Annotated in this window: 23 protein-coding genes; 14 read left to right on the top strand and 9 right to left on the bottom strand. The window is 64.9% G+C overall.

From position 1 onward, the window contains the following. Positions 1-39 precede the first annotated feature (39 nt). The 6 genes from EJV47_RS26330 to EJV47_RS26355 form a co-directional block, all read right to left on the bottom strand. Positions 40-342 (bottom strand): hypothetical protein, encoded by a 303-nt coding sequence (locus EJV47_RS26330; RefSeq protein ID WP_126696205.1) that lies wholly within the window; start codon positions 340-342, stop codon positions 40-42. A 408-nt stretch (positions 343-750) separates the two neighbouring features. Continuing rightward, the gene (locus EJV47_RS26335) at positions 751-1,353 is read right to left on the bottom strand and encodes a hypothetical protein (RefSeq protein ID WP_126696206.1); all 603 of its coding nucleotides are present in this window, start codon (positions 1,351-1,353) and stop codon (positions 751-753) included. Between the two features lie 199 nt (positions 1,354-1,552). Beyond that, positions 1,553-1,948 carry a hypothetical protein gene (locus EJV47_RS26340; RefSeq protein ID WP_126696207.1) on the bottom strand — a complete coding sequence of 132 codons (396 nt, stop codon included), beginning with the start codon at positions 1,946-1,948 and terminating at the stop codon, positions 1,553-1,555. 47 nt (positions 1,949-1,995) lie between these two features. After that, a complete protein-coding gene (locus EJV47_RS26345; protein WP_126696208.1) occupies positions 1,996-2,325 on the bottom strand; it encodes a hypothetical protein in 330 nt (109 codons plus the stop codon). A 34-nt stretch (positions 2,326-2,359) separates the two neighbouring features. After that, positions 2,360-2,650 (bottom strand): hypothetical protein, encoded by a 291-nt coding sequence (locus tag EJV47_RS26350; RefSeq protein ID WP_126696209.1) that lies wholly within the window; start codon positions 2,648-2,650, stop codon positions 2,360-2,362. A gap of 78 nt (positions 2,651-2,728) precedes the next feature. After that, entirely contained in the window at positions 2,729-3,724 is a 996-nt protein-coding gene (locus tag EJV47_RS26355) for an ArdC family protein (protein WP_165903946.1), read from the bottom strand. 423 nt (positions 3,725-4,147) lie between these two features. On the opposite strand from EJV47_RS26355, the gene EJV47_RS26360 reads away from it, so the two are divergent. The 13 genes from EJV47_RS26360 (at position 4,148) to EJV47_RS26415 (ending at position 18,392) form a co-directional block, all read left to right on the top strand. Further along, a complete protein-coding gene (locus EJV47_RS26360) occupies positions 4,148-4,567 on the top strand; it encodes a LexA family protein (protein WP_243651328.1) in 420 nt (139 codons plus the stop codon). Between the two features lie 2 nt (positions 4,568-4,569). Next, complete coding sequence (locus EJV47_RS26365; protein WP_126696211.1) at positions 4,570-5,868, top strand: Y-family DNA polymerase; 1,299 nt, start codon at positions 4,570-4,572, stop codon at positions 5,866-5,868. Positions 5,869-6,009: 141 nt separating this feature from the next. Continuing rightward, a complete protein-coding gene (locus EJV47_RS28280; RefSeq protein WP_165903947.1) occupies positions 6,010-6,183 on the top strand; it encodes a hypothetical protein in 174 nt (57 codons plus the stop codon). A gap of 92 nt (positions 6,184-6,275) precedes the next feature. Next, a complete protein-coding gene (locus EJV47_RS26370) occupies positions 6,276-6,605 on the top strand; it encodes a DUF6660 family protein (protein WP_110980512.1) in 330 nt (109 codons plus the stop codon). A gap of 192 nt (positions 6,606-6,797) precedes the next feature. After that, the gene (locus EJV47_RS26375; protein ID WP_126696212.1) at positions 6,798-11,213 is read left to right on the top strand and encodes a CusA/CzcA family heavy metal efflux RND transporter; all 4,416 of its coding nucleotides are present in this window, start codon (positions 6,798-6,800) and stop codon (positions 11,211-11,213) included. A 22-nt stretch (positions 11,214-11,235) separates the two neighbouring features. Continuing rightward, on the top strand, positions 11,236-12,417 hold the full coding sequence (locus EJV47_RS26380) for an efflux RND transporter periplasmic adaptor subunit (protein ID WP_126696213.1): 1,182 nt from the start codon (positions 11,236-11,238) through the stop codon (positions 12,415-12,417). 2 nt (positions 12,418-12,419) lie between these two features. After that, positions 12,420-12,854 carry a Fur family transcriptional regulator gene (locus tag EJV47_RS26385; RefSeq protein ID WP_126696214.1) on the top strand — a complete coding sequence of 145 codons (435 nt, stop codon included), beginning with the start codon at positions 12,420-12,422 and terminating at the stop codon, positions 12,852-12,854. 82 nt (positions 12,855-12,936) lie between these two features. Beyond that, entirely contained in the window at positions 12,937-13,548 is a 612-nt protein-coding gene (locus EJV47_RS26390; protein WP_126696215.1) for a hypothetical protein, read from the top strand. 48 nt (positions 13,549-13,596) lie between these two features. Next, on the top strand, positions 13,597-15,732 hold the full coding sequence (locus EJV47_RS26395; protein ID WP_126696216.1) for a heavy metal translocating P-type ATPase: 2,136 nt from the start codon (positions 13,597-13,599) through the stop codon (positions 15,730-15,732). A gap of 27 nt (positions 15,733-15,759) precedes the next feature. Then, positions 15,760-16,122 (top strand): DUF3703 domain-containing protein, encoded by a 363-nt coding sequence (locus EJV47_RS26400; RefSeq protein WP_126696217.1) that lies wholly within the window; start codon positions 15,760-15,762, stop codon positions 16,120-16,122. Further along, entirely contained in the window at positions 16,119-16,907 is a 789-nt protein-coding gene (locus EJV47_RS26405; protein WP_243651329.1) for a ZIP family metal transporter, read from the top strand. The genes EJV47_RS26400 and EJV47_RS26405 overlap by 4 nt, the downstream gene beginning before the upstream one ends. Before the next feature lie 20 nt (positions 16,908-16,927). Then, a complete protein-coding gene (locus EJV47_RS26410) occupies positions 16,928-17,203 on the top strand; it encodes a hypothetical protein (RefSeq protein WP_126696218.1) in 276 nt (91 codons plus the stop codon). 253 nt (positions 17,204-17,456) lie between these two features. After that, positions 17,457-18,392: a hypothetical protein gene (locus EJV47_RS26415; protein WP_126696219.1), complete on the top strand. Its 936-nt coding sequence runs from the start codon at positions 17,457-17,459 to the stop codon at positions 18,390-18,392. A 142-nt stretch (positions 18,393-18,534) separates the two neighbouring features. On the opposite strand, the gene EJV47_RS26420 is transcribed toward EJV47_RS26415, so the two are convergent. The 3 genes from EJV47_RS26420 to EJV47_RS26430 all read right to left on the bottom strand — a co-directional run bounded on the left by EJV47_RS26420 (position 18,535) and on the right by EJV47_RS26430 (position 21,988). Next, positions 18,535-18,867, bottom strand: a complete 333-nt coding sequence (locus EJV47_RS26420; RefSeq protein ID WP_126696220.1) for a hypothetical protein — start codon at positions 18,865-18,867, stop codon at positions 18,535-18,537. A gap of 262 nt (positions 18,868-19,129) precedes the next feature. Beyond that, complete coding sequence (locus tag EJV47_RS26425) at positions 19,130-21,688, bottom strand: toprim domain-containing protein (RefSeq protein WP_126696221.1); 2,559 nt, start codon at positions 21,686-21,688, stop codon at positions 19,130-19,132. A gap of 78 nt (positions 21,689-21,766) precedes the next feature. Further along, positions 21,767-21,988, bottom strand: coding sequence for a hypothetical protein (locus EJV47_RS26430; RefSeq protein WP_126696222.1), 222 nt, complete (start codon positions 21,986-21,988; stop codon positions 21,767-21,769). A 413-nt stretch (positions 21,989-22,401) separates the two neighbouring features. Here EJV47_RS26430 and EJV47_RS28285 point away from each other — a divergent pair, with 413 nt between their 5' ends. Next, positions 22,402-22,569 (top strand): hypothetical protein, encoded by a 168-nt coding sequence (locus tag EJV47_RS28285; RefSeq protein ID WP_165903948.1) that lies wholly within the window; start codon positions 22,402-22,404, stop codon positions 22,567-22,569. The last annotated feature ends 220 nt before the right edge of the window (positions 22,570-22,789 follow it).

A 22,789-nucleotide genomic window follows, 5' to 3' on the forward strand; every position in this document is an offset into this window, starting at 1 on the left:
GATACCCGCTTGTGAGAACTGCTTAAGTGAATTAGAGGTCTACTGCTCATCGTCCGGCTGGCCTGCTTGGCTGGCCGAGGCTTGGGCACGCACGACTGCAAATAACTCTTCCTCTGCCACCCCCAGCACCCGGGCCAGCTGCTGCAGTTCTCCCACGGTGCACGTTTCAGGACTGCGCTTGCGGGTGTCGTAGGTGCGGGCCGATACCCCCCAGGCTTCCACGATGCGCTTGCGGGTGCCAGCCACTTCCAGTAGCTCGGCCAGCGTGCTGGGGTGGTGGACGCGCGGGGGACTGGTCAGGGGCTCGGTAAAGGCCACGGTCGGGACGGGTATTTTAGGCATTGGGAAAAGGCTAAAAAGGCACAGAATAAAGTGCGTAAGGTAGCCCTTTTACGCAGCGTCTAGCCTTTCGGGCACCGGCAACCCCTTTGGCTATGTTCCGACGCAAGCATTTGCTCCTCCCAGCGGCCGCACTCGGCTACGGCCAGCGCCAGCCACGCTTCCAACCGGGCCGGTTCCGTGCACCGCGTAATAAACGGCTCCGCCGCTTGCCGGCGCTCCGGCGAAATGGCCGGGTGCTGTAAAATGCAGCGCAGCTCGGCGCGCAAGGCCGCAAGGCCATACTGCAGGGGAGCAGTTGCGGATTCCGGTACAGGCAAGTTTACGGACATGAGTAGCAGCAGTAGAGGCAATAAAGAAGCGGCTAATAGCCAGGCAGCCGCCCCGATAACGGGGCGGCTGCGGGCTGACCTAGCGCAGCATGTCAGATTTCATCAGCAGCACCGGACCGGCTACCACGTCGACGGGCGAGTAGTGCTCCAGCGGGTAGGTTTCGTACCAGGCGGCCGTGGCCAGCGGGTTGATGGGGAGCCGGCGGTTTTTGCCCTCGTCATCAAACACGAAAATATACCCCTCGTAAGGCCCGTGCTGGGGGCAGTGCACGTCGATGTAGTCAGCGGCCAGGGCGGCCCGTAGCTGGGCCAGGCCAAAGCTTTTGCGGCCCTTGTCGGGGCGCACCTCGCGGGTGCTGCCGTCCACGGCCAGCAGTGTAGCTGCTCCCTGGGCTGGCCTCATGCCGGTGTGCTGGCTCTGGAAGTAAGCCCCCAATTCCTGCCGGGTGGCGTACCGTTGGCCGCCCACCACCTGAAATGGCCCATGGTCGTAGGTGGTCGTCGGAAAAAGCTGGCCTGTTGTGCCGCATAGGGCCACAATCAGCGTCGGCTGACCGGGTGCGGTGCGTAGAAACAGACGGGCCGGCAGCGGAAAGTTAGCGCCCTCGGGCTTTACCAACTCCGTATTGTGCAGGCTGAACAACAGCGGTCCAGGGGTGATTAAACAGGGGACGTATTCCATACTACAGGGCTGATTTATTGAATCTTACTACTATCTATTAAACGAATTGCAGGCCCTGCACGTTCTCTTTTTTACCTATAATTTGTATCTTTTTGCTCTTTATCTGTAACCTTCTTTGCCTCACTGCCCCCGCGGGACTGCGCTCAAAAAGTGCAACTGGAGGTTCTGGCAACGGCTCCTATGTTGATTTAAGACGTGTTCAGGATGGACCTGCAGCAGGCGACTCCCCCAAACGAGGCAGTTGCTTGCGGGGGGTGCGACTCGTGGCCCCCGCATCCGGCAAGGGCTCGAACCAATCCCGGTAAGCCGACGTGAGCCGGTCGGCCACGATGGCCAGGCGCTGTTGCTCGCCGTCGCGCCGCACCCAGATATGCGCACTGCCGCAGCCTACTTCGTAGCCGGGCCCTAGCAGCTTCTTCACCGCCCCCGCCAGCCCGCGCAAATCGGTGGTGTGGGTGTGGGCCTGCACGTGCTGGCGTACGGCCTGCAGGTGGCGTTTTTCGGCTGCATCACGGGGCTTTTGCTCGATGGCTACGTAAGCCTGCTGCGCCGGAAAAGGGTCTGCTACGGCGGTGGTTTTGGGGTACGGGTTCATAGGAAAAGGAAATAGGGTAGGAGGAAAGCGGGAAGAGCCCGCGTCGCTCAGCGCGCGTTCAGGTAGCGCGGGTCTCGGAAGCCGGCCAGCAGCCGGGCCGTGGCAAAGGCGGCGGCAAAGTGGCCGCGGTGATAATCGGCGTGCAGTTGGCCCACGTGGGTGAAATCGTAGCAAAGGCCCGTGTGGCCCAGGGGCTGCAGAAACTGGTCGGCTTCTTCGGCGCTGAAGCCGCTCAGGTCCCGGCCATCGCTGAGGAGCACCTGCACGCCGGGCCGCTCGTCGGCCCCCCGCCCGTAGACTTCGTAGATGAGGCCCACGGCGTGCTCGCGGGGATAGAGCACGGCGTCGCCGACGATTAACTGCTGGGCTGCAGGCATAGGGACGGGAAACAGCGTGAATGGGGTAATTCTCTCAGAGCAGCAACAGGCGGTACTGTCCGGCCTGGTCTTCGCGGGTGGCGCGCACGGCCTCGCGGGCCAGGGGCCGCAAGGACTTGACCAGGGCTTCAAGTACCTCGAAGTCTTCGTCGGTGGCCACCGCCACCGGCAGGCGCTCGGCTACTTCGAGTGTGAGGCCTTCACTGCTCAGGCCGTAGCCGCGCTGCTGCATGTCGGCTTCGATGTCGGTGAGCACGGCGGCCACCCGCGCGCGGTAGTGGTTCCAATCGGCGTCCCCGAAAACGGGGGCTTCACTTGCATTCATGGGGCGGTAGGGGAGAAGAGGGTGAAAAAGAAGCCAGCCAGGTGGGCAGCCGCCGGCCGCGGCTGCCCGGGCCGGGGCTTATGCGGCCGCTAGCCAGCTGAGTTCAGCCGCTTTGTACTGTTGGCTCACTTCGTCTTCTTCGGGCACCAGCTCCACCACCCGGGCCGGCGCGGGAGCGGCCACCGGCTCGCCTTCCTCAACCACGCCCAAAATCAGCTTGGCGGCGCGCTGGGCCTTGCTGGCCGCCTGCAGCACCAGCTTTTTGTCGTTTTTCAGACGCTCCAGCCAGGACTGAATGTAGGCCACGGCATTGGTCTCGGTCTGGGCGGTGTCGAGCCCGGCCGCGGCGCAGAGAAAGGAAGCGCCCATTTCGGCCGTCAGCTCCTCGCGGGCGTAGCTGGCCGAGCCCTTGCCTTCGCCGGCGGTCAGGTCCGGCCGGTCGAGCCGGGAAGCGTGGCCCGTGCTGTGGGTCAGCTCGTGAAACAGGGTCGCGTAGTAGCCTTCGGCGGTGGTGAAGGTGGCCCGCTCCGGCATGTTTACCAGGTCGAGTGCCGGGGAGTAGTAAGCCCGCTGGTGCAGGTGCTCAATGGCCGGGCGCCCGTCCCAGTTGCGCACAATGGCCTCGGCCGCCTCAATGGGCGTGTGCGCGTGGCGTTCCACTGCGGGCAGCACAAAGTCAATGTTTTCGATGTCCTCCACTGAAAACACGGTGTAGTACTTCAGGAAAGGCGTTTTTTCTTCTTTGCCGGTTTGCTCGTTCTCGCGTACCGACACGTTGTAGTATACCACCGGGTGCCCTTTAGCGCCCTTGCGCACGTTGCCGCCCAGGGCCAGGGCCTGCTTGAAGGTTAAAAAGAAGGGCAGCGCGCCGCTGAAGTGCAGCAAAAAGGCGTTAATGCCCGTGTAAGCCGCGCCGGTTGCGTAGTTGCGGGGCAAACCATACACCGCGTTCCAGGGCTTGCGCCAGGGAATCACCCCGCCTTCCAGCGCGGCCACAATTCGGTCGGTAACAATCTGGTACACGTCGGGGCGAGGAGTGGCGGTACGGGCGGCGGGCTTGCGGGTCTTTTTCATGATAAAGCGCTGTTTCCGTGGGCGTTTATTATACTTATTAAACGAAAACTGCACCCTCATAGTTTTCTTTTTGCTCTATATTTTATATCTTTTTGCTCTTTTTACACCGCCTTCTTTCCCCCACTGCCCCTTTGTTGCTGCGCCGAAAAGACGGTATGACAGCAGCTTAAAAACCACTTTTTATAAGCGGCAGTGTAGTTTGATGAGCCTTCGGCCAGACAGCTTGCCCAGCCAGTTCGGTACAGCGCGTGGCCGGGTAACACCCACGGTATTGACAGGAGCCTTCGTCAACTTCCGGCTACAATTTTTAGCCTTGTTTCTACTAATTTTATTAGCAGCACGTATTATTGTGGCCACGCCTATGCTACACCACCCATGCGCAACGTCGAATTAATCCCGGTCCACGACTCCCAAACCCCATTTTTGCTTCCCCTTTTTAGCTGCTCGGTGTCCGCCGGCTTTCCCTCGCCGGCGTCCGATTACACCGATGAGCTGTTTGACCTGAACCGCCTGCTCCTGCGCCACCCCGACGCCACGTACCTGGTACGGGTAAGCGGGGAGAGCATGAAAAACGCCGAGATTCACGAGGGCGACCTGCTGGCCGTGGACAAGCAGATGGAAGCCGACCACAACCACATCGTGGTGGCCGTGGTGGACGGGGAGTGCACCGTCAAGCGCTTGGTGTGCGAGCACGGCACGTGGTGGCTCAAGCCAGAGAACCCCGACTACCAACCCTGGGAGATTCACGACGCGGGCGCCGTGCGCATCTGGGGCGTGGTGACCCACGTGCTGCACGAGTTGGTTCCCGGCAAACTCGCGGCCTTGCTGCGCACCCGCGACTAGTCATGTACGCCCTGGTCGACTGCAACAACTTCTACGTTTCCTGCGAGCGGGTCTTTCAGCCCCGGCTCGACGGCCGGCCTGTCGTGGTCCTGTCGAATAACGACGGGTGCATCATTTCCCGCAGCGCCGAAGCCAAGGCCCTGGGCCTGCAGATGGGCGAGCCCTACTTTCAGGTCAAACCCCTGCTGGAGCAGCATCACGTGGCCGTGTTTTCCAGTAACTACGCCCTCTACGGGGACATGTCGCGCCGGGTGATGTGGTACCTGAGCCAGGTGGCGCCGGCGGTGGAAATCTACTCCATCGACGAGGCGTTCCTGGATTTGCACGGCCTGGAACGCTTCGTGGTCCGCAGCCTGGACACCTTTGCCCGCACCGTGCGCGCCAACCTACTGGCCCGTACCGGCATCCCGACCTGCGTGGGCATCGCCCCTACCAAGACGCTGGCCAAGCTGGCCAACCGCCTGGCCAAGAAAAACCCGGAGATGGGCGGGGTGTGTTACCTCGACACCGCGGAGCGCCGCCGCTGGGCCCTGGAGCAGGTGGCCGTCGAAGACGTCTGGGGCATCGGCCGGCAGTACGCCCAAAAGCTGTATGCCGCCGGCATCAGCACGGCGGCGGGGCTGGCGGCCTGCTCCGAGGCCTACGCCCGCAAGCACCTGGGCGGGGTGGTGGGCGCCCGGCTGGTGCGCGAGCTGCAGGGCTACCCCTGCCAGGGGCTGGCCCCGAGCGAAGACGGGACCTTGTCGCGCCGCACGCTGTGTTGCTCGCGCACGTTTGGCCGGCCGCTCACGGCCTTTCCCGACGTGGCGGGTGCCGTCAGCGCGTTTGCCTCCCGGGCCGCTGAGAAGCTGCGCCGGCAGGGCGACGCGGCCCACCTGATGACCGTCTTTCTGAGCAAGAGCCGCTACGGCCTGGAGCCGCCCCCGTATTCCTGCTCCGCCGTGCTTACGCTGCCCGTGGCCACTAACGACACCATCGAGTTGGTCCGCTTTGCGCGGGCGGCGCTCAAACGCCTCTGGCAGCCGGGCAACCGCTACACCAAGGCGGGCGTGATACTCGACGGGCTGGAGCCGGAAGGCCAAACCCAGCTTACGCTGTTTGAACCCGCGCCGGTTTCGGAGAAGCGCGCCAAGCTGATGGCCGAGTTGGACGCCCTGAACCGCCGCTTTGGCAAAGGCACGGTGAAGCTGGCGTCGTTGGTGTTGCCGCCGGGCAGGGCGCAGGCGCCCTGGGAAGGGCAGGCGCAGTGGCGCACGCCGCAGTATACCACGCGGCTGGAAGATTTGCTGCTTGTTGGGTAAGAGCTACCACCTTTCTGCTTAGCGGAACACGGCAGTTGGTTCGACTTAGACAAGCTATTTATGGGACCCGGGGGCCCATGGCCCACTACGTGGAACTGGCCCCCACCGTGACGGTGGGCCACGACTTGTACCGCACCCTCGGTGGCTACAGTAGAGGTGGCCGGTACCTGGGTACCCGCGCCCTGGTCCGCCACGCTCAACGGCCGGCCCATCTGGCGGGTGAGCGACAACCTGCAGTTAGACTTGGGCTTCAACCTAGCCCTCACCCGGACAACCGAAACCAGCTATTTACTTGGGCGCAGCTTCCGGCGCTGAGCGGGCGCCTCCCCGCCAGCGGGGAACCTTTGTCTGCTTCTGCCGGTACAAGCGGTAGCCGACTATTTCCGCTGGTCGTTACCTTTGCCCCGATGCGCTTTCTGGCCCTGTTTTTTGCCTTCTACTTCGCCTGCCTCTCGACGCTGACCTGCGCCGACGGCGAAGTTGTGTGCAAAGACGCCAAGCAGACCACCGTGGCCGCGACCCCGCACACCGACTGCGACGCCGGCGCCCTGGGCGATTGGTGCTCCCCGCTATGCCAATGCCACTGCTGCGGCGGCGCCGTGGTGCCGCTGGCGCCCCTGCCAGCGCTGACAGAGGCCCCCGCCGTGACGTGGGCCACTGCCCTGCGCCACCCCCCCATGCGGGTGAGCGCCCTGACCCGGAGCGCCGGAGCCGTGTGGCAGCCGCCCCAGGCCTAACCCTTCCCGTTTCCTGCTGACTCCCCCGCCGGGGTAGCCTGACGCGCCCGTTGTGCGCCCGGGCTGCTGGTGGCTTCTCCGTTGCAACGGACTAGCCGCCAGTGAGTACGCCGCCCTCCTGCCATGGTTGGCCGGGAGCCGCGGGCCAGCAGGGTTTACCCGAAGTGTTAGACCCAACCCCCACAGCAACGGATGTTCGACCGGCTGATTCATTTTTCCATTCATAACAAGCTCATCATCGGGCTGCTCACCCTGGCGCTGATTGCCTGGGGCGGCTACTCGCTGAGTCGGCTGCCGATTGACGCGGTGCCCGACATCACCACCAACCAGGTCGTCGTCTACACGGTGGCCCCGTCGCTGGCCGCCGGCGACATCGAGCGGCTCGTCTCCTTTCCCGTCGAGCAGAGCCTGGCCACCATTCCCGGCCGCGAGGAAGTGCGCTCGTTTTCCCGCTTCGGCCTCTCGGTGGTCACCATCGTTTTCGAGGACAAGATTGACATTTACTGGGCCCGCCAGCAGGTGGCCGAGCGCCTGCGCGAGGCCGAAAGCCAGATTCCCCAGGGCATCGGCCGGCCGGAAATGGCCCCGGTGAGCACCGGCCTGGGCGAGGTGTACCAGTACCTGGTGCGCGCCAAGCCCGGCTATGAAAAGCGCTACGACGCCCGCGAGCTGCGCACGATTCAGGACTGGCTTGTGCGGCGCCAACTGCTGGGCACGCCCGGCGTGGCCGACGTGGCCAGCTTCGGCGGCCTGCTCAAGCAGTACGAAATTCGGCTGGACCCCACGCGGCTGCGCTCGTTGAACGTCACGACCGAGCAGGTGTACCAGGCCGTCTCGCGCAACAACCAGAACGCGGGCGGGGCCTACCTCGACCAGAAGCCCACGGCCTACTTCATCCGCACCGAAGGCCTGGCCGAGAATGCCGCCGACTTGGGCAACATCGTCGTGCGCAACACCCAGGGCGGGCTGCCGGTGCTGGTGCGCGACGTGGCCGACGTGCGCCTGGGCTCGGCCGTGCGCTACGGGGCCATGACCCGCAACAACGAGGGCGAAGTCACCGGCGGCATTGTGCTCATGCTCAAGGGCGCCAACGCCAACGAAGTCATCAAAGCCGTCAAGGCGCGCATGGCGACGGTGGAAAAGTCATTGCCCGAGGGGGTGACCATCGACGTCTACCTGGACCGCTCCGACCTGGTGGGCCGGGCCATCCACACGGTGAGCAAAAACCTGCTCGAAGGCGCGCTCATCGTCATTTTTGTGCTGGTGCTGTTCCTGGGCAACCTGCGCGCCGGCCTGGTGGTGGCCTCGGTGATTCCGCTGGCCATGCTCTTTGCCATCAGCCTGATGCGCCTGTTCGGCGTGTCGGGCAACCTGCTCTCGCTCGGAGCCATTGACTTTGGCCTGGTGGTGGACGGCGCCGTGATTATCGTCGAAGCCATCGTGCACCGCCTGCAGCACCACGTGGGCACCGCCGCGCACCCCGACGGGGCCGGGGGCCGCCTGAGCCCCGGCCAGATGAACGAGGCCACGTACGAAGCCGCCTCCAAAATCCGCGCCTCGGCGGCTTTTGGCGAAATCATCATCCTGATTGTGTACCTGCCCCTGCTGGCCCTGGCCGGCATCGAGGGCAAGATGTTCCGGCCCATGGCCGAGACGGTGGCCTTTGCCATTGTGGGCGCCTTTATCCTGAGCCTGACCTATGTACCCATGATGTCGGCGCTGGCCCTGAGCCGCGACACGGAGCACCAGCGCAACTTCTCGGACCGCATGATGAGCTGGCTGGAAGCCCGCTACCGGCCGGTGCTGGAATGGGCGCTGCGCCGCCGGGCGCTGGTGCTGGGCACAGCCGTGGCCCTGTTTGCCGGCGCGCTGCTGCTGTTCCGCACCCTGGGCGGCGAGTTTATCCCGCAGCTCTCGGAAGGGGACTTTGCCATCGAGATGCGCACGCTCACGGGTTCCTCGCTGAGCTACACAATAGACAAAAGCCAGCAGGCGGCGGCCATTCTGACCAAGCAGTTTCCGGAAGTGAAAGAGGTGGTGGCCAAGATTGGCGCCGCCGAAATTCCCACCGACCCCATGCCGGTAGAAGCTGCGGACGTGATGGTGCTGCTGGAAAAGGACCAGGGCAAGTGGACCTCGGCGAGCAGCCAGGAAGAGCTGGCGGAGAAGATGGCCGAGGCGCTGAGCGTGATTCCCGGCGTCACCTTTGGCTTTCAGCAGCCCATCCAGATGCGCTTCAACGAGCTCATCAGCGGCGCCAAGCAGGACGTGGTCCTTAAAATCTACGGCGAAGACCTCGACCGGCTGGCGACCTACGCCCAGCAGGCGGCCCGCCTGGTGCGGCAGGTAGAGGGGGCCGAAGACGTGTACGTGGAGCAGGTCACGGGCCTGCCGCAAATCGTGGTCAAGCTCGACCGCAACCGCATGGCCCGCTTCGGCCTGAACGCCGAGGACGTGAACCGCACGGTGCAGACGGCTTTCGCCGGGCAGAGCGCCGGGCAGCTCTTCGAGCAGGAGCGCCGCTTCGACGTGGTGCTGCGCCTGGCCCCCGAGTTGCGCCAGGACATCAACCAGGTGCGCCAGCTGCTGGTGGCCACGCCCGCCGGCGAGCAGGTGCCCCTGGAGCAGGTGGCCACCGTGGGCCTGCAGGAAGGGCCCAACCAGATTCAGCGCGACGACGCCAAGCGCCGCATCACCGTGGCCTTCAACGTGCGGGGCCGCGACGTGGAAAGCATCGTGCAGGAGCTGCAGGGCAAGATGGACCGGCAGCTCCGGTTCGCGCCCGGCTACTACGCCACCTACGGGGGCCAGTTTGAGAACCTGCGCCAGGCCACCCAGCGCCTGAGCATTGCTGTGCCTGTGGCCCTGCTACTGATTTTCGTGCTGCTGTTCTTCACCTTCCGCTCGCTCAAGCAGTCGGTGCTGATATTCACGGCCATTCCCCTCTCGGCCATCGGCGGGGTGCTGGCGCTCTGGCTGCGCGGCATGCCCTTCAGCATCTCGGCCGGGGTGGGCTTCATTGCCCTCTTCGGCGTGGCCGTGCTCAACGGCATCGTGCTCATCGGCTACTTCAACCAGCTCAAGGACGAAGGCCGCACGGACCTCTACCAGCGCATCCTGGAAGGCACGCAGGTGCGCCTGCGGCCGGTGCTGATGACGGCCACCGTGGCCTCGCTCGGGTTTCTGCCCATGGCCCTGAGCACCTCGGCCGGCGCGGAAGTGCAGCGCCCCCTGGCCACGGTCGTCATTGGCGGGCTGGTCACGGCCACGATGCTGACGCTGCTGGTGCTGCCCGTGCTCTACGCCCTGTCCGAGCGCAACCCCAAACCCGAGCAGCAGCCGCAACCGGCTCCGGCCCTGCCGGTTTCGGGGGTGGTAGTGCTTCTACTGGGCGGTTTGCTGGCCTGCGGGCCCGTGCAGGCCCAGGGGCCGCTGACGGCGAACCAGGCCGTGAGCCAGGCCCTGCAGGCCAACGGCACGGTGCAGGCGGCGCAACGCTCCCTGGAAGCCCAGCAGGCCTTGCGCCGCACGGCCTTCGACGTGGGCCGCACCACGGTGACCGGCACCTACGGGCAGGTCAACTCCCCGCTTTCCGACAACGTGCTCAGCATCGGCCAGACGCTGGCCCTGCCGGGCTACTACAAGGCCCAGGCCGGGCTGAGCCAGGCCCAGATTGCGGCCCGCGAGCAGCAGCTCGCGCAGGTGCAGGCCGAGCTGCGTCGCCAGGTACGCCTGAGCTACGAGCAGGCCGTGTACGCCCGCCACCGCCTGCGCACGCTGCGCGGGCAGGACAGCATCTACGCCGAGTTTCTGCGCGCGGCCCAGCTGCGCTTTAAGACCGGGGAGGTCAACCGCCTGGAACCGGCCAACGCCATCATCCAGCAGGGCGAAACGCAGAACCAGTTGGCACAGGCCCAGGCCGACTTCACCATTGCCCGGCGGCAGCTGCAGGCCTTGCTGCAAACCCCCGCGCTGGTAGCCGTGGCCGACAGCTCCCTGCGCCTGCTGCCCGCCCCCGCCGCGGCCACCGACACGGCCCTGCTGGCCCAGACCCCCGAAGCCCGGGTGCTGCGCCAGCAGCTGGCCGAGCGGCAAGCCGAAACCCGGCTGGAGCAGGCCCAGGGCTTGCCGCAGGTGAGCCTGGGCTACACCAACCAATCCCTGCGCGGCACCTACGAGGTGGACGGGCGGGCGCAGACCTACGGCACCGGCGACCGGTTTCAGAGCGTGCAGGCCGGCGTGGCCATTCCCCTGCTGCGCGGCCCCCAGAAAGCCCGGGTGCAGGCCGCCAAGCTGCAGGAGCAGGTGGCTACGGCCACCTACCAGCGTTACCGCGCCCAAGCGGCCGGCCAGCTCGACGAGCTGCGCACGCGCCTGCAGCAGCAGCAGCGCCGCGTGCGCTTCTACGAGCAAACCGCCCTGCCGCAGGCCGCCGTCATCGTGCGGCTGAGCCAGCTTGCGTACAAAGCCGGCGAAACCACCTACTCCGAGCTGCTGCTCAACCTGGAGCGCGCCCTGGCCGTGCGCACCGCCTACCTCGACGCCGTGCTGCAGCACAACCAGACCGTCATCGACCTGGACTACCTGCTGGGCACCGCCGCGCAATAATCTTTTCTCTCGACTACGACCCATGAAGTATACCGCATTCCTGGCGCTGCTGCTGAGCCTGACCCTGGCCGGCTGCGGCGCTGATACCAGCTCCACTGCTGACGGTGAGGCCGCTGAAAAAAACGCAAAAGCCGAAGCGCCGGCCGGTGAGGCCGAAGAAGCATCGGACCTGGTGACCCTGTCGCCGGCCGAGCAGCAGGCCGGCGGCCTGAAAACCGGCCGCGTGAGCTCCCGCCCCATGGGCGCGGGCCTGGCCGTGAACGGCACGCTGGACGTGCCCCCGGAAAGCGCCGTGTCCATCACGGCCCCGCTGGGCGGCTACGTGCAGAGCACCGAACTGCTGCAGGGCTCCCGCGTGCGCAAGGGCGAAGTGCTGGCCGTGCTGCGCAACCCCGAGTTTGTTACCCTGCAGAAAGAGTACTTGGAGCTGCGCAGCCGCCTCAAGTTTGCCAATGCCGAGTTGGCCCGCCAACGGGAACTGTACCAGCAGGAGGTGGCGCCCCTGAAAAACTACCAGCGGGCCCAGGCCGAAGTCGAAGCCCTGCAGGTGCAGCTCAGCGCCCAGGCCGCGCAGCTGCGCATTGCCGGGCTGCCGGTGGGCGGGGCCATCAGCACCACGGCCACGCTGCGCGCCCCGCGGGCCGGCTTCGTGCGGGCCGTGAACGTCACGGTGGGCCAGAGCGTGACGGCCACCGAGCCCTTGTTTGAAATCGTGGACCCCGAGCACCTGCACGTGGAGCTCACGGTATTCGAGCGGGACGTGGCCCGGGTGCAGCACGGCCAGCTGATTCGCTTTACGCTGGCCAGCGACTCCACCGGCACCCGCCGGGAGCGCACGGCCCACGTGTACCTGGTGGGCAAGGCCATCGGCGAAGACCGCACCGTGCGGGTACACGGCCACCTGGACCAGGAAAACGACCCGGCCCTGCTGCCGGGCCTCTACGTGCGCGCCACCATCGAAACGGGGCGCACCGACGCCGCTACCCTGCCCAACTCGGCCCTGGTGCGCTTTGAAGGCAAAAGCTACGCATACGCCGTGGAGGCGCCCGGCCGCTACCGGATGGTGCCCGTCACGCTGGGCCGCAGCGAGGACGCCTTCACCGAAGTTACCCTGCCCGAAACGGTGCCTGCCACCACCACTTTCGTGACGGATGGGGCCTACTCGCTGCTGGCCAAGATGAAAAACGCCGAAGAAGAAGAATAGCCATGGCCCATCCCCTCGAAGACACGCTAATCGCCCGGCAGATAACGCCCACCCCCATGCGCCTGCTGGTGCTGGACGTGCTGCAACAGGAGCCGACCGCGCTGAGCCTGGCCGACGTCGAGCTGCACCTGAAGCACGCCGACCGCATCACGGTGCACCGCACCCTGAAAACGTTCACCGACAAAGGCCTGGTGCACCGCATCGAGGACGGCAGCGGCGCGGTCAAGTTCGCCCTGTGCGCGCCCGACTGCACGCCCGGGCAGCACCAGGACCTGCACGTGCATTTTTTCTGCCTTCGCTGCCGGGAAGCCTCGTGCCTGCCCACGACGGCCGTGCCGACCATTGCCTTGCCCGGCGCCTACCAGGTGCAGGAAACCAGCCTGGTCATGAAAGGCCTCTGCCCGCGTTGCGCCAGTGATGCCGCCCTCCCCGCGTAAACAATGCAATAGCATTGCATGCCCCGGCGCCCGAGGTTTGTCCTTGAAACCGGCGGTGCGCGTGCCCGAAACCCCGCTTCCCATGCTCGAACTACTCACCGGAGCCTTTCTGCTCAGCCTGCTCCACGCCGCCATTCCCAACCACTGGGCGCCGGTGCTGGCCGTGGCGCGGGCCGAGCGCTGGCCCTTGCGGCGGGCGGTGGGGGTGACGGTGGCGGCGGGCCTGGCCCACGTGCTGAGCACCGTGCTGCTGGGCCTGGCGCTGGGGCTGCTGGGGTGGCGCTTGTCGGCCCGCTTCGCGCAGTTTGCGGGCGTGGCCGCCCCGGCGCTGCTCGTCGTCATTGGCTTGCTCTACGCCGTTTCCGGGCCGGGGCACACGCATCCGGACCCCTCCCCCGTGCCGCGGCGCCCGCGCGGGCGGGTGGTGCTGGGCCTGGCGGCCACCATGTTCCTGGCGCCCTGCCTGGAGATTCAGACGTTTTTCCTGGCCGCCGGTACTCACGGCACGGCCATGCTCGCCCTGTTGATGGCCACGTACCTGGTCGTGTCGCTGGGGGCCATGAGCGTGCTGGTGGCTGTGGTGTACTCCGGCATTCGCCGCCTCAACCTCGCAAGCCTGGCCCGGCATGAGCGTCGCTTCACCGGGGCGGTGCTCGTGCTGGTGGGGCTGGCGGGCTTTTTCGTGGACTGGTAGGCTCCCGCGCCTGCCGTCCCATTCGTTCATCATTGCTATTGCTTTCTTATGCCTGACCCCACTTCCCCCGAACCCAACGAAGAGCTGAACACCGCCAAGCAGGTAAAGCTCGAAAACGTGGGCGCCCTGAGCCGCGACCAGCTCACGCCCGAAGCCGCCGCCGCGCCCGAAGGCCACGACGTGCCCGGCCACGACCACGCCACCCGCGACCACACCGGCCACCAGCACCCCGCCGGCAAACAGGTCGTGAACCTGGCCGGCGAAGCGGAGGACGAGCACGCAGGCCATTCCCATGAGGACGGCGACGACCACGACCACGGCCCGGCCGGCGCCAACCCCTACCTCTGGCCGGGCGTGAGCTTGGCGCTGCTGCTGTCGGGCATTGCGCTGGACTACTACCAGGCAGGCTTCTTCACGGGCTACGTGCGGCTGCTCTGGTACGGGGTGGCCTTTCTGCTGGTCGGCTGGAAAGTCATCCGCTCGGCCATTCAGAGCATTCCCTCCGGCAACGTGTTCAACGAGTTTCTACTCATGAGCATCGCCACGCTCGGGGCCTTTGCCATCGGCGAGTACCCGGAGGGCGTAGCCGTGATGCTGTTTTACACCGTGGGCGAGCTGTTTCAGGACGCGGCCGTCAACCGCGCCAAGCGCAGCATCAAGGCCCTGCTGGAAATTCAGGCCACCGAAGTCACGGTGGTGCGCCACGGCCAGAGCCTGGTGCTCGACCCGAAAGAAGTGCAGGTGGGCGACGTGATGGAAGTCAAGCCCGGCGAGAAGGTGGCGCTCGACGGCACGCTGAACACCACCGCGGCCAGCTTCAACACGGCCGCCCTGACCGGCGAATCCGCCCCGCAAACCAAGCAGCCGGGCGAGGCCGTGCTGGCGGGCATGATAAACCTGGAATCCCTGATTCAGGTGAGCGTGACGGCCGCCTTTCAGGACACCAAGCTGAGCAAGATTCTGGCGATGGTGCAGGACGCGGTGGGCCGCAAGGCCAAAACCCAGCAGTTCATCACCAAGTTTGCCAAAATCTACACGCCCATCGTCGTGGGCCTGGCCGTGCTGCTCATCGTGGTGCCCTACTTTGTGGTCGACGACTACGTGTTTCGCACCTGGCTCTACCGGGCGCTGGTGTTCCTGGTCATTTCCTGCCCCTGCGCGCTGGTCATCAGCATCCCGCTGGGCTACTTCGGCGGCATCGGCGCGGCCTCCAAAGCGGGCATTCTGTTCAAGGGCTCCAACTTCCTGGATGTGCTGCGCGAAATCGATACGGTGGTGATGGACAAGACCGGCACGCTCACCCAGGGCGTGTTTGCCGTGCAGCAGGTGCAGCCCGCTGCCGGCACCACCCCGGAGCAACTGCTGCGCCTGGTGGGCGCACTGGAAACCAAGTCGACCCACCCCATTGCGAAGGCCGTGGTGACCCACGTGGGCGCGGCGGCCGCGGGGGTGCCCGTGGAAGGGGTGGAGGAAATCGCGGGCCACGGCCTGCGGGGCAAGGTGGACGGCCGCGATGTGCTGGCCGGCAACACCAAGCTGCTTGCCAAGTTTAGCGTGGCCTACCCGCCGGCAGTCGACCAGGTGGTGGACAGCATCGTGGTGGCCGCGGTGGACGGGCAGTACGCCGGGTACCTGACCGTGGCCGATGCCCCGAAAGAGGACGCGGCCCGCGCCGTGCAGGAGCTGAAAGCCGATGGCATCAGCAAAGTGGTCATGCTCTCCGGCGACAAGGACAGCATCGTGCAGCGCGTGGCCCGGGAACTGGGCATCAGCGAAGCCCACGGCGGCCTGCTGCCCGAAGACAAGGCGCGTTACGTGCAGCAATACCTGGGGGAGGGCCGCAAGCTGGCCTTCGTGGGCGACGGGGTGAACGACGCCCCGGTGGTGGCCCTGGCCGACGTGGGCATTGCCATGGGTGGGCTGGGCTCGGACGCCACCATCGAAACGGCTGACGTCGTCATTCAAACCGACCACCCCAGCAAGATTGCTACGGCCCGGCGCATTGCCCGCGCCACCCACCGCGTGGTATGGCAAAACATCTGGCTGGCCTTCGGGGTGAAGGCCATCGTGCTGGCCCTGGGCGCCGGCGGCGTGGCCACGATGTGGGAGGCCGTGTTTGCTGACGTAGGCGTAGCCTTGCTGGCCATCCTGAACGCCGTACGCATCCAACGGATGCGGTTTTGAGTTGCTAAACCGCTTTTCCCTTCTTCCATGAATACGCTGCTTCTCCCCGCCCGCCTGCGCCTGCCCTACCGCGCCGAGCTGCGCGCGGCCCGGGCGGCCACTGCTCGCCGCGACTGGCGGGTGGCCTTTGCCCACCTGGAACGCGCCCACGTGCTGGGGCAGCGGTGGGCCTGGCCGCACACGCAGGTGCATCTGCTGATGCTGGCCCACGGCTGGCGCACGCGCAATGCCCGTGAACTAGTGGGGCAACTGCCGCGGGTCGTGTTCGGATTTCTAGGGTCGTTGGTGGGTCGCGTGCCGACGGGCAACACGGGCGGGACCAACATGCCGGCCGAGCAGAAAATGGCCATTCCGGCGGATTTGCAGGCATTACTAGACGGCGCCGCATGACAACCGCTGCTCCTACCTGGCCCACCTTGCTCGGGTTTTTCCTACTGCCAGCGGCAGTGATGGTTGGTGGTGCGGCCCTGGCCATGTGGCGGGCCCCTGGCCCAAAGCTGCGCAGTGCCATTCTGCACTTCGCAGCGGGCGTGATTTTCTCGGTGGTGGCGGTGGAGTTGCTGCCCGACATCGTACAGCATCACGCCCCGTACGAAGTAGCCCTGGGCTTTGGGCTGGGCGTGGCGGCCATGCTCGGGCTGCGCTATTTCACCCAACGGCTGGAAAAGCAAGTCGAACCCGCGCAGCCCACTGCTGCGGCAACCATGGAGACGAGCGCTCCTGGTCCGGCGCCGGCGGCCCCGTTGCCCTGGGGCCTGCTGGTAGCTATCGGCATTGACATCTTAATTGACGGGCTGCTGCTCGGCATCGGGTTTGCCGCCGGCGCCAAGGAGGGGACCTTACTAGCCATTGCCCTGACCATTGAGCTGCTCTCGCTGGGCCTGGCCACCGCCGTAGAGCTGCGCCAGGGCGGCCACGGCAAGGGGCGGGTAGTCGCCATTGTGGCCGGCACGTCCCTGCTGCTGCTCGTAGGGGCCGGCATCGGCACCACCGTGCTGCGCGGGGCCACCGGCAACCTGCTGGAAATCGTGCTTTCCTTTGGCCTGGCGGCGTTGCTTTTTTTGGTCACCGAAGAATTGCTCACCGAGGCCCACGAAGAAACCGAGACCCCATTGCTCACGCTGGCTTTCTTTGTCGGCTTTCTTTTGTTCCTGCTGCTGGGCATGGTTGCCTAGGAGCTTATCCTCCGTTATGTATGTCGGCTGAACACACCGTTAAAATTGACCTGACCCTGGAGGCTTCTGGCCGCCACCTGGCGTTTTCCAAAGACCTGCTCGAAGTGGCCCACGTGTTCCGCCGCGTGGGGGGCGAGGCTGCGCCCTGGCAGCGCGTGGCCGTGAATGCCCGCTCGCCCTTCCTGGATACCGATGCCTTTGCCCCCGGCACCTTGGTGGAGTACTACGTGCAGCACGAAACCCAGCAGGGCGAGCCCGAAGCGCGTAGCCACGTGGTGAGCACCACGGTGGGCTAAGCGTGTATATTCGGCAGCTATATGCTGCCCCTATTCCTGCTCAGTGCCCTATGGGTGGCGTCGCCTCCCAGCCCCGTTTACATCTGCCAGGGCTCCGCCTCTTACGCCTACCACCGAACCACTCGGTGCGAGGGATTGGCGTGGTGTACGAGGTCAATCAAGGCCTTGTCGAAAGCCGCTGCCGAGAAACTTAACCGCCGACCATGCGGGCGGTGTTACACCCGGTAAATTGTAGGTTTTTTTTCCACCTAGTATGGTAATAGGAATCGACGAAACCGGGGATTTTGCCCCGGGCAGTGAGTTGCTCAGCTTTTTTGTTGCGGTGCAACTGGCCCAGCACGGGAATGGGATTCAGCTCAAGGAACAGCAGTTTAGGGCTTGGCTGGCCACCATTCCACCCGAAAAGCTAGATGCCACCGGGGAGGTGAAGGGCAGCAACTTAACGGAAGAGGAATTGCTTTCCTTCGCCCAAACCGTAATCTGCGCCAAGCCGGCGGTGCGCATCACGTACGTGCAGTTTCGGCCTTCTGAAAACCCGGAGGAGCGGATGAAAGCGTTCAAAGCCCGGGAAGTAGCCTTGCTGGAACGCGCGGCGGCCAAAGCGCAGGAAGCAGGAAAGCACGGCTTGGCCAAGCAGTATAGCACCATGGCCATCTGGCATAAGAATGCCAAAAAAATGCACTACCAGCATTACATGAAGCTGCTCTTGCTCCGCGAACTCATTACCGCCTGCTTCGAGAAGGTAGTCGGCGTGTCCATCGCCCTGGAGCTGGCGGGCCAAGACCCCTCTCACGAGAACCTGCTCAACATCGAGTTCAAGATTGACCAGGATTTTGTTCGCGGCCGCGAACCGGAGATATTCTGGAAGGAGTTGCTGCGCACCAGCTTTACCAATGCGGCTAAAGGAATTCCCGTGCTGGAGGATTGGAAGCATACGGGTCACCCTTTTCTGGACAAATACCAACGAAAGGAGGGCAAGGGATTGGACTTCGCCGATGTCTTCCAGAACCATTGCGCGTTCTACGCCTCCCAGGACTCGTTTGAAGTACAAATAGCCGACATTACCGCCATCATCATCAACCGGTTCAGAAACCGGGGTGCCGCAGCAAACGCTTACCAGGAGCTCTGGCGCATCTTTCCCCGGTCGGATAAGCCCATTCAGGTGGTTCTCAATCCGGAGGTCAACTAGGTGCTTGGCAAAGTCTTCGTTTCGGCATTCTGCTGGCCAAGCGGTCTATGCTACAAAGCAGGTTCTTGTTATCCGTAGGCCGGCGTTAAAAACGCAACCGCCCGCCCATGAGGGGCGGGCAGTTGCGTTTGTGGCCCTTTTGCTACCGCAGCATGCCCCAGGCCTGAGCGCAGAGTACGCGGCTCCGGGTTTTGGTCACCAGCGAATCCTGGTAGGTGGAAAACCGGAACACAAATGTTTTGTAGTCGGCGTCGTGTCCGACTTCAGCCCGCCAGCCAAGCCAGGGGAACAGCTTCCGCAGCCAGGGCCGGCTGCCGTCGCCTACTGGATGAAACGTTTCGGTACCGTCCGGGTACCGAACAGCCAGGCCGTCCCGGCCGTTGGCAATTCCCTGGGTGCCATATACTGCGGCAACCTGGGCGAAGGCTGGGATTTCGCCCAGCAGGTTTGATAGATGCACGATGGTCGTGTCCATATTGAGTAGCCAGGATTGAAAATGCCCTGGTACCAGGAAATACGTCCTCGACAGGCTGCTTTTTCTTTTGCCGCTCAACTATCGCTCAACTTGTGCACGTTTTACGCCATCGTTTTAAACTTTTCGGCGCTGAGCAACTAGGCAGCGGTAGCCAAACAGGATTCAGTGGTCTTCCACACCCCGGTTGCACTTACCCGCAACGCACCCCGGTAACTACGAGCTACCCAAGCCTCGGGCGCAGGCATGGACGGCGTTTCAGGGACTAGCGCGTCATTTCGGAGCGGTTAGCGCCTGCCTCCAAGGCCTGCTTTCCACGGGCCCACTCCTGCCGCTCAGCCCGCTGGCTGTCGTGTTCTACTACTTGGCTACCCGGCTGCGCGGCTACGGCATCCAGGGCATGGCTTACCTGGACCATTTCCGGCTGGTCGGTGCGGTAGGAGACCTTGATTTCCGAATGACGGATGCCCTGCTCGTCGGTCGTGCTCTGCACCTCCCCAACCTTGGCACCGCTGGCTATCAGTGCTTCCTTCACGGCCTCGGCCTGCCCGCGGGTGCCTTCCGCCGGAGCTGCTTCGTCTACCCGGACAATAACCTGCCGCTCGACCCCGGCAGCGTCGGCCGGGCGCGGCGCGGTGGCTTCCGCAGCCGCCGGCTCACGCGTCGGACCCGTGCGGGGCTGCAGCGTAGCGGTGGCGGCGGCTTGCTGACGTTCCGCCCGGTCCTGGTCGCTTTCGGTAATGCTGACGCCGACATATTTCGCATTGCCAGCTGCCGCCCGCGCCGTGGTGTTGGTCACGATGGCGTGAATCAGCGCGACTTCGGGCTGCTCGTTGCGGTAGTACATATCGAACTCAGCCCGGCGGATGCCCTGCTCATCCACCGTGCTGCGGACAGCGCTGGTGCGGATATACCCGTCGCTTTCCAGCACGGCCTGCCAAGCTTCGGCCCGGCCCGTGGTATGGGGCGCCAGTTCATCCACCCGCCAAGTAGCCACCTTATCAACCCCAGGGTGGTCAGGCGCTTGCGCAACCACTGCCACGGCAGGTGCTCTGGGTGCCGGTGCAGCCGTCAGCTCTTCCTCGCTGGCGCGGCGCCCAGTAGGCGGCGGGTTGTCGTTCATCCAGTCCTTAAGCAACACCACCCCAGCCTCTTTGAGGTGGGTGAATTGGGCAGTCTGCTCCCGAGCCTCTTGCTCGCTGCGGTAGGAACGGGTTGGCCGCGGTTCCGCCTCAGTTACAGCTGCTCCGAACACGGCCTGGCTAAAACGCTTATCGTCCCGCTCACGCTCCTGCTGCGCTTCGGGCGTGTTTTCCCGCTCGCGCTGGGCCTGGCGCTCCAAGGCCCGCTGTTCCCGCTCCTGGCGCTGGGCTTCGGCCAGTCGCTGCTGCCGCTCCGACTCGCGCTGCTGCTCTTCGCGCTGGGCTGCGGCCCGGATTTGCTCGGCGCTCAGGCCCTGGTTGGTGTACTCCAACTCTTTGTTGAAGTCCTTGGCCAGCGGGTAGTCCACCCGCAGAAAGCTTTCCTGCTGCCGCTCGGCCGCGGTGCGCAGCTGCTCCCGCTGCCGGTAGAGCTCCTGGGCCACGACTTCCAGCTGGGCCGTGTCGGCGCGGGCCACCGTGAGGCGCACAATGGTGGCCTGCTCGGTGCTGCGCTGCACTTCCACGGTGAGCGACGGACCGTCCTGCTGGGTCTGGTTGATGTGCTCCACCCGCTCGCGCAGCTGCTGCACCTGGGCCCCGCCTTGCTCGGCCGCCTCGTGGTGGAACGTCACCTTCAGGCTGGTATGGTACTTGTCGCTGGTGGCGTGCCACTCCACCGGCCGGGAGGCCTCGCGGTAGGCTTCCTGCTCGGCGACGGGCACCATCGGCCTAGCCGGCTGCAGCTCGTTGAGGTAATTGATGTTGAACTGCCGGCCGCCGGCGTCGCGGTCGTTGGCCAGCACCACTTCCCGGGGCTGCTGCTTGTCGATAACCCGCTGAATCAAGGCAATCTGGGCCTCGGTGGGCGTGCCGCTGGTGGCAATGTAGAGCGTGTTCTTCGGGTCCTGCGCGTGCTTGAGCTGGAAGTGGGACAACGAGTCGATGGCCGACTCGCTCACCACCACGCGCTCCACCGGGGTGTCCTTGCCTTCGGTGGGGTGGGATACCCAGATGCCGTTTTTGGGCAGCGGCAGCAGGCTTTTATAGTGCTCGTTCTTCTGCTCGACGCTGGCCAGGCCGTGCTCGTTGTAGAGGGGGAAAGCCGTGTTTTTGTGCTCGTTCTGCTGCGCGGTAAAAATGCGGCCCTGAAACGCGGGGTTGTCCAGCGTTTCGTCCGTAATGCCGCGGCCGTGCAGGTAGCTGCGGTCGGTCAGCTCCTTCTTTACGCCCAGCACCTCGGAAATCAGCCGGGTGCGGCGCTCTTCCTCGGCTTGCCGGGCCTGTTCCGGGTCGCCCGCGGGCAGGCTACTCAGGCGGGACGTGTCCGGCGGGGTGGCGTACTGAGTCGCATACTGACGGGCCGGGGCGGGGGCGCCATCGAGGTACTCGCGCAGCTGCTGGCGTACCTGGCCCAGGTTGAGGCCGTGGCCGTCGCCGCCGCGGGTTTTGGCAAAGTCGATGATGGAGCCCGCGTCGCGGTCGTCGCCGGTGTTGAGGTACACCTGGTGGTCGCCCTTGCGGGTGACGATGACGTGCTCGTCGTCCTTGACCAGGTGGTGCCAGTCGCCGCGGCGGCTTTCCTTCTTGATGGTGTAGCCCTGGCGCTGGGCGTAGTCAACCAGGTCTATGTCGCGCTTGAAGCGGTCGAGTTCGGAGGGGTCGTTTTCCCGGGGTGCGTTCATGAGATGGGGGAGTGGAGCCGGACAGCGCCGGCTCCTCCCGCACCCGAACCGGGCGTGAGACGGAAAGCTATCCGGGGGTTAGGTGGTCGGCGGGGTGCCGCCGGCCCGCTGGGCGGCCGCGTCGAAGAAGGCCAGCTGCTCGCGGAATTGTGCTAGAAGCTCGGCGCTGCCGAACACGTACTGGTTGGCGCCGCTGCCGATGTCGATGCGCACGATGTCGGTGGGCACGCCCAGGGCACGCAGCACGCGCTGCACCAGGCGGGGCTCGTCGCGCTTGAGCTTGCCGTTTTTCAGGTTCACGACGTTGGTATAGGTCAGGCCATGCTGGGCGCAAAAAGAGGTTAAATCGCCTTGGGCAAGGGCTTTGAGCCGAAACTGGACATAGCGCAGGCACTCGCTGTAGGGCGCGGATAGGCTTAAATCAGGAAACCCCAAAGGGGCGGAAACGTGGTCGGAGGGTACCATGCGAAGGAGGCTCACTGCTGGGGGCAGTGGGGGTGAAGTATCGGAGAGATACCCCAAAGGACGCATATCGGGCTTAGAAGCCGCAACGCCTTCGTGGAAAAACTCAAATCTTCCACCCGATTGCCCGTCGGATACCCGCCCGGATGGGGACCTGCTTCGCCGGTAGCCGCATCATACGACTAAACAATTTTTAGGTTTTTACTAACTTTTTACTAACACAATAATGCGTCCTGCCGTAAGGGGGCGGTATGCGTTCGGGAATACTCTTACTGGTGGTTGTCTTGGCCCTGGCCGCGCTGGCGGCCCTGCTCTGGTGGCGGTTCAAGGGCGGCGGCATGCCGGCGGCTCCAGCCGCGACGGCCACCCGCAACCATCATTCCCTGCGCACCTTTCACTACCAGCCGGGGTCCCACTAGAGTCGGAACGGAAAACAACGCTAAGGAAATCGGCGGCAAATTCTCAGAAAGTCTCCACCAACGCGGATAGCGAGTCGTTGATTCGTGAGAACAACGAATGAGACAATTTGTGCCGTGCATCGGTAAGACAGCCGGGGCTGCTACGGCTGGGTCGAAAAAACGCCCGTTTCCGGAGACACCCCGACCCGCCGCTCCGGTCATCACGAGCCCAACGGGAATT

The organism is Hymenobacter gummosus (genome assembly GCF_003970915.1).
In the GTDB taxonomy this organism is placed as follows: Bacteria; Bacteroidota; Bacteroidia; order Cytophagales; family Hymenobacteraceae; genus Solirubrum; species Solirubrum gummosum.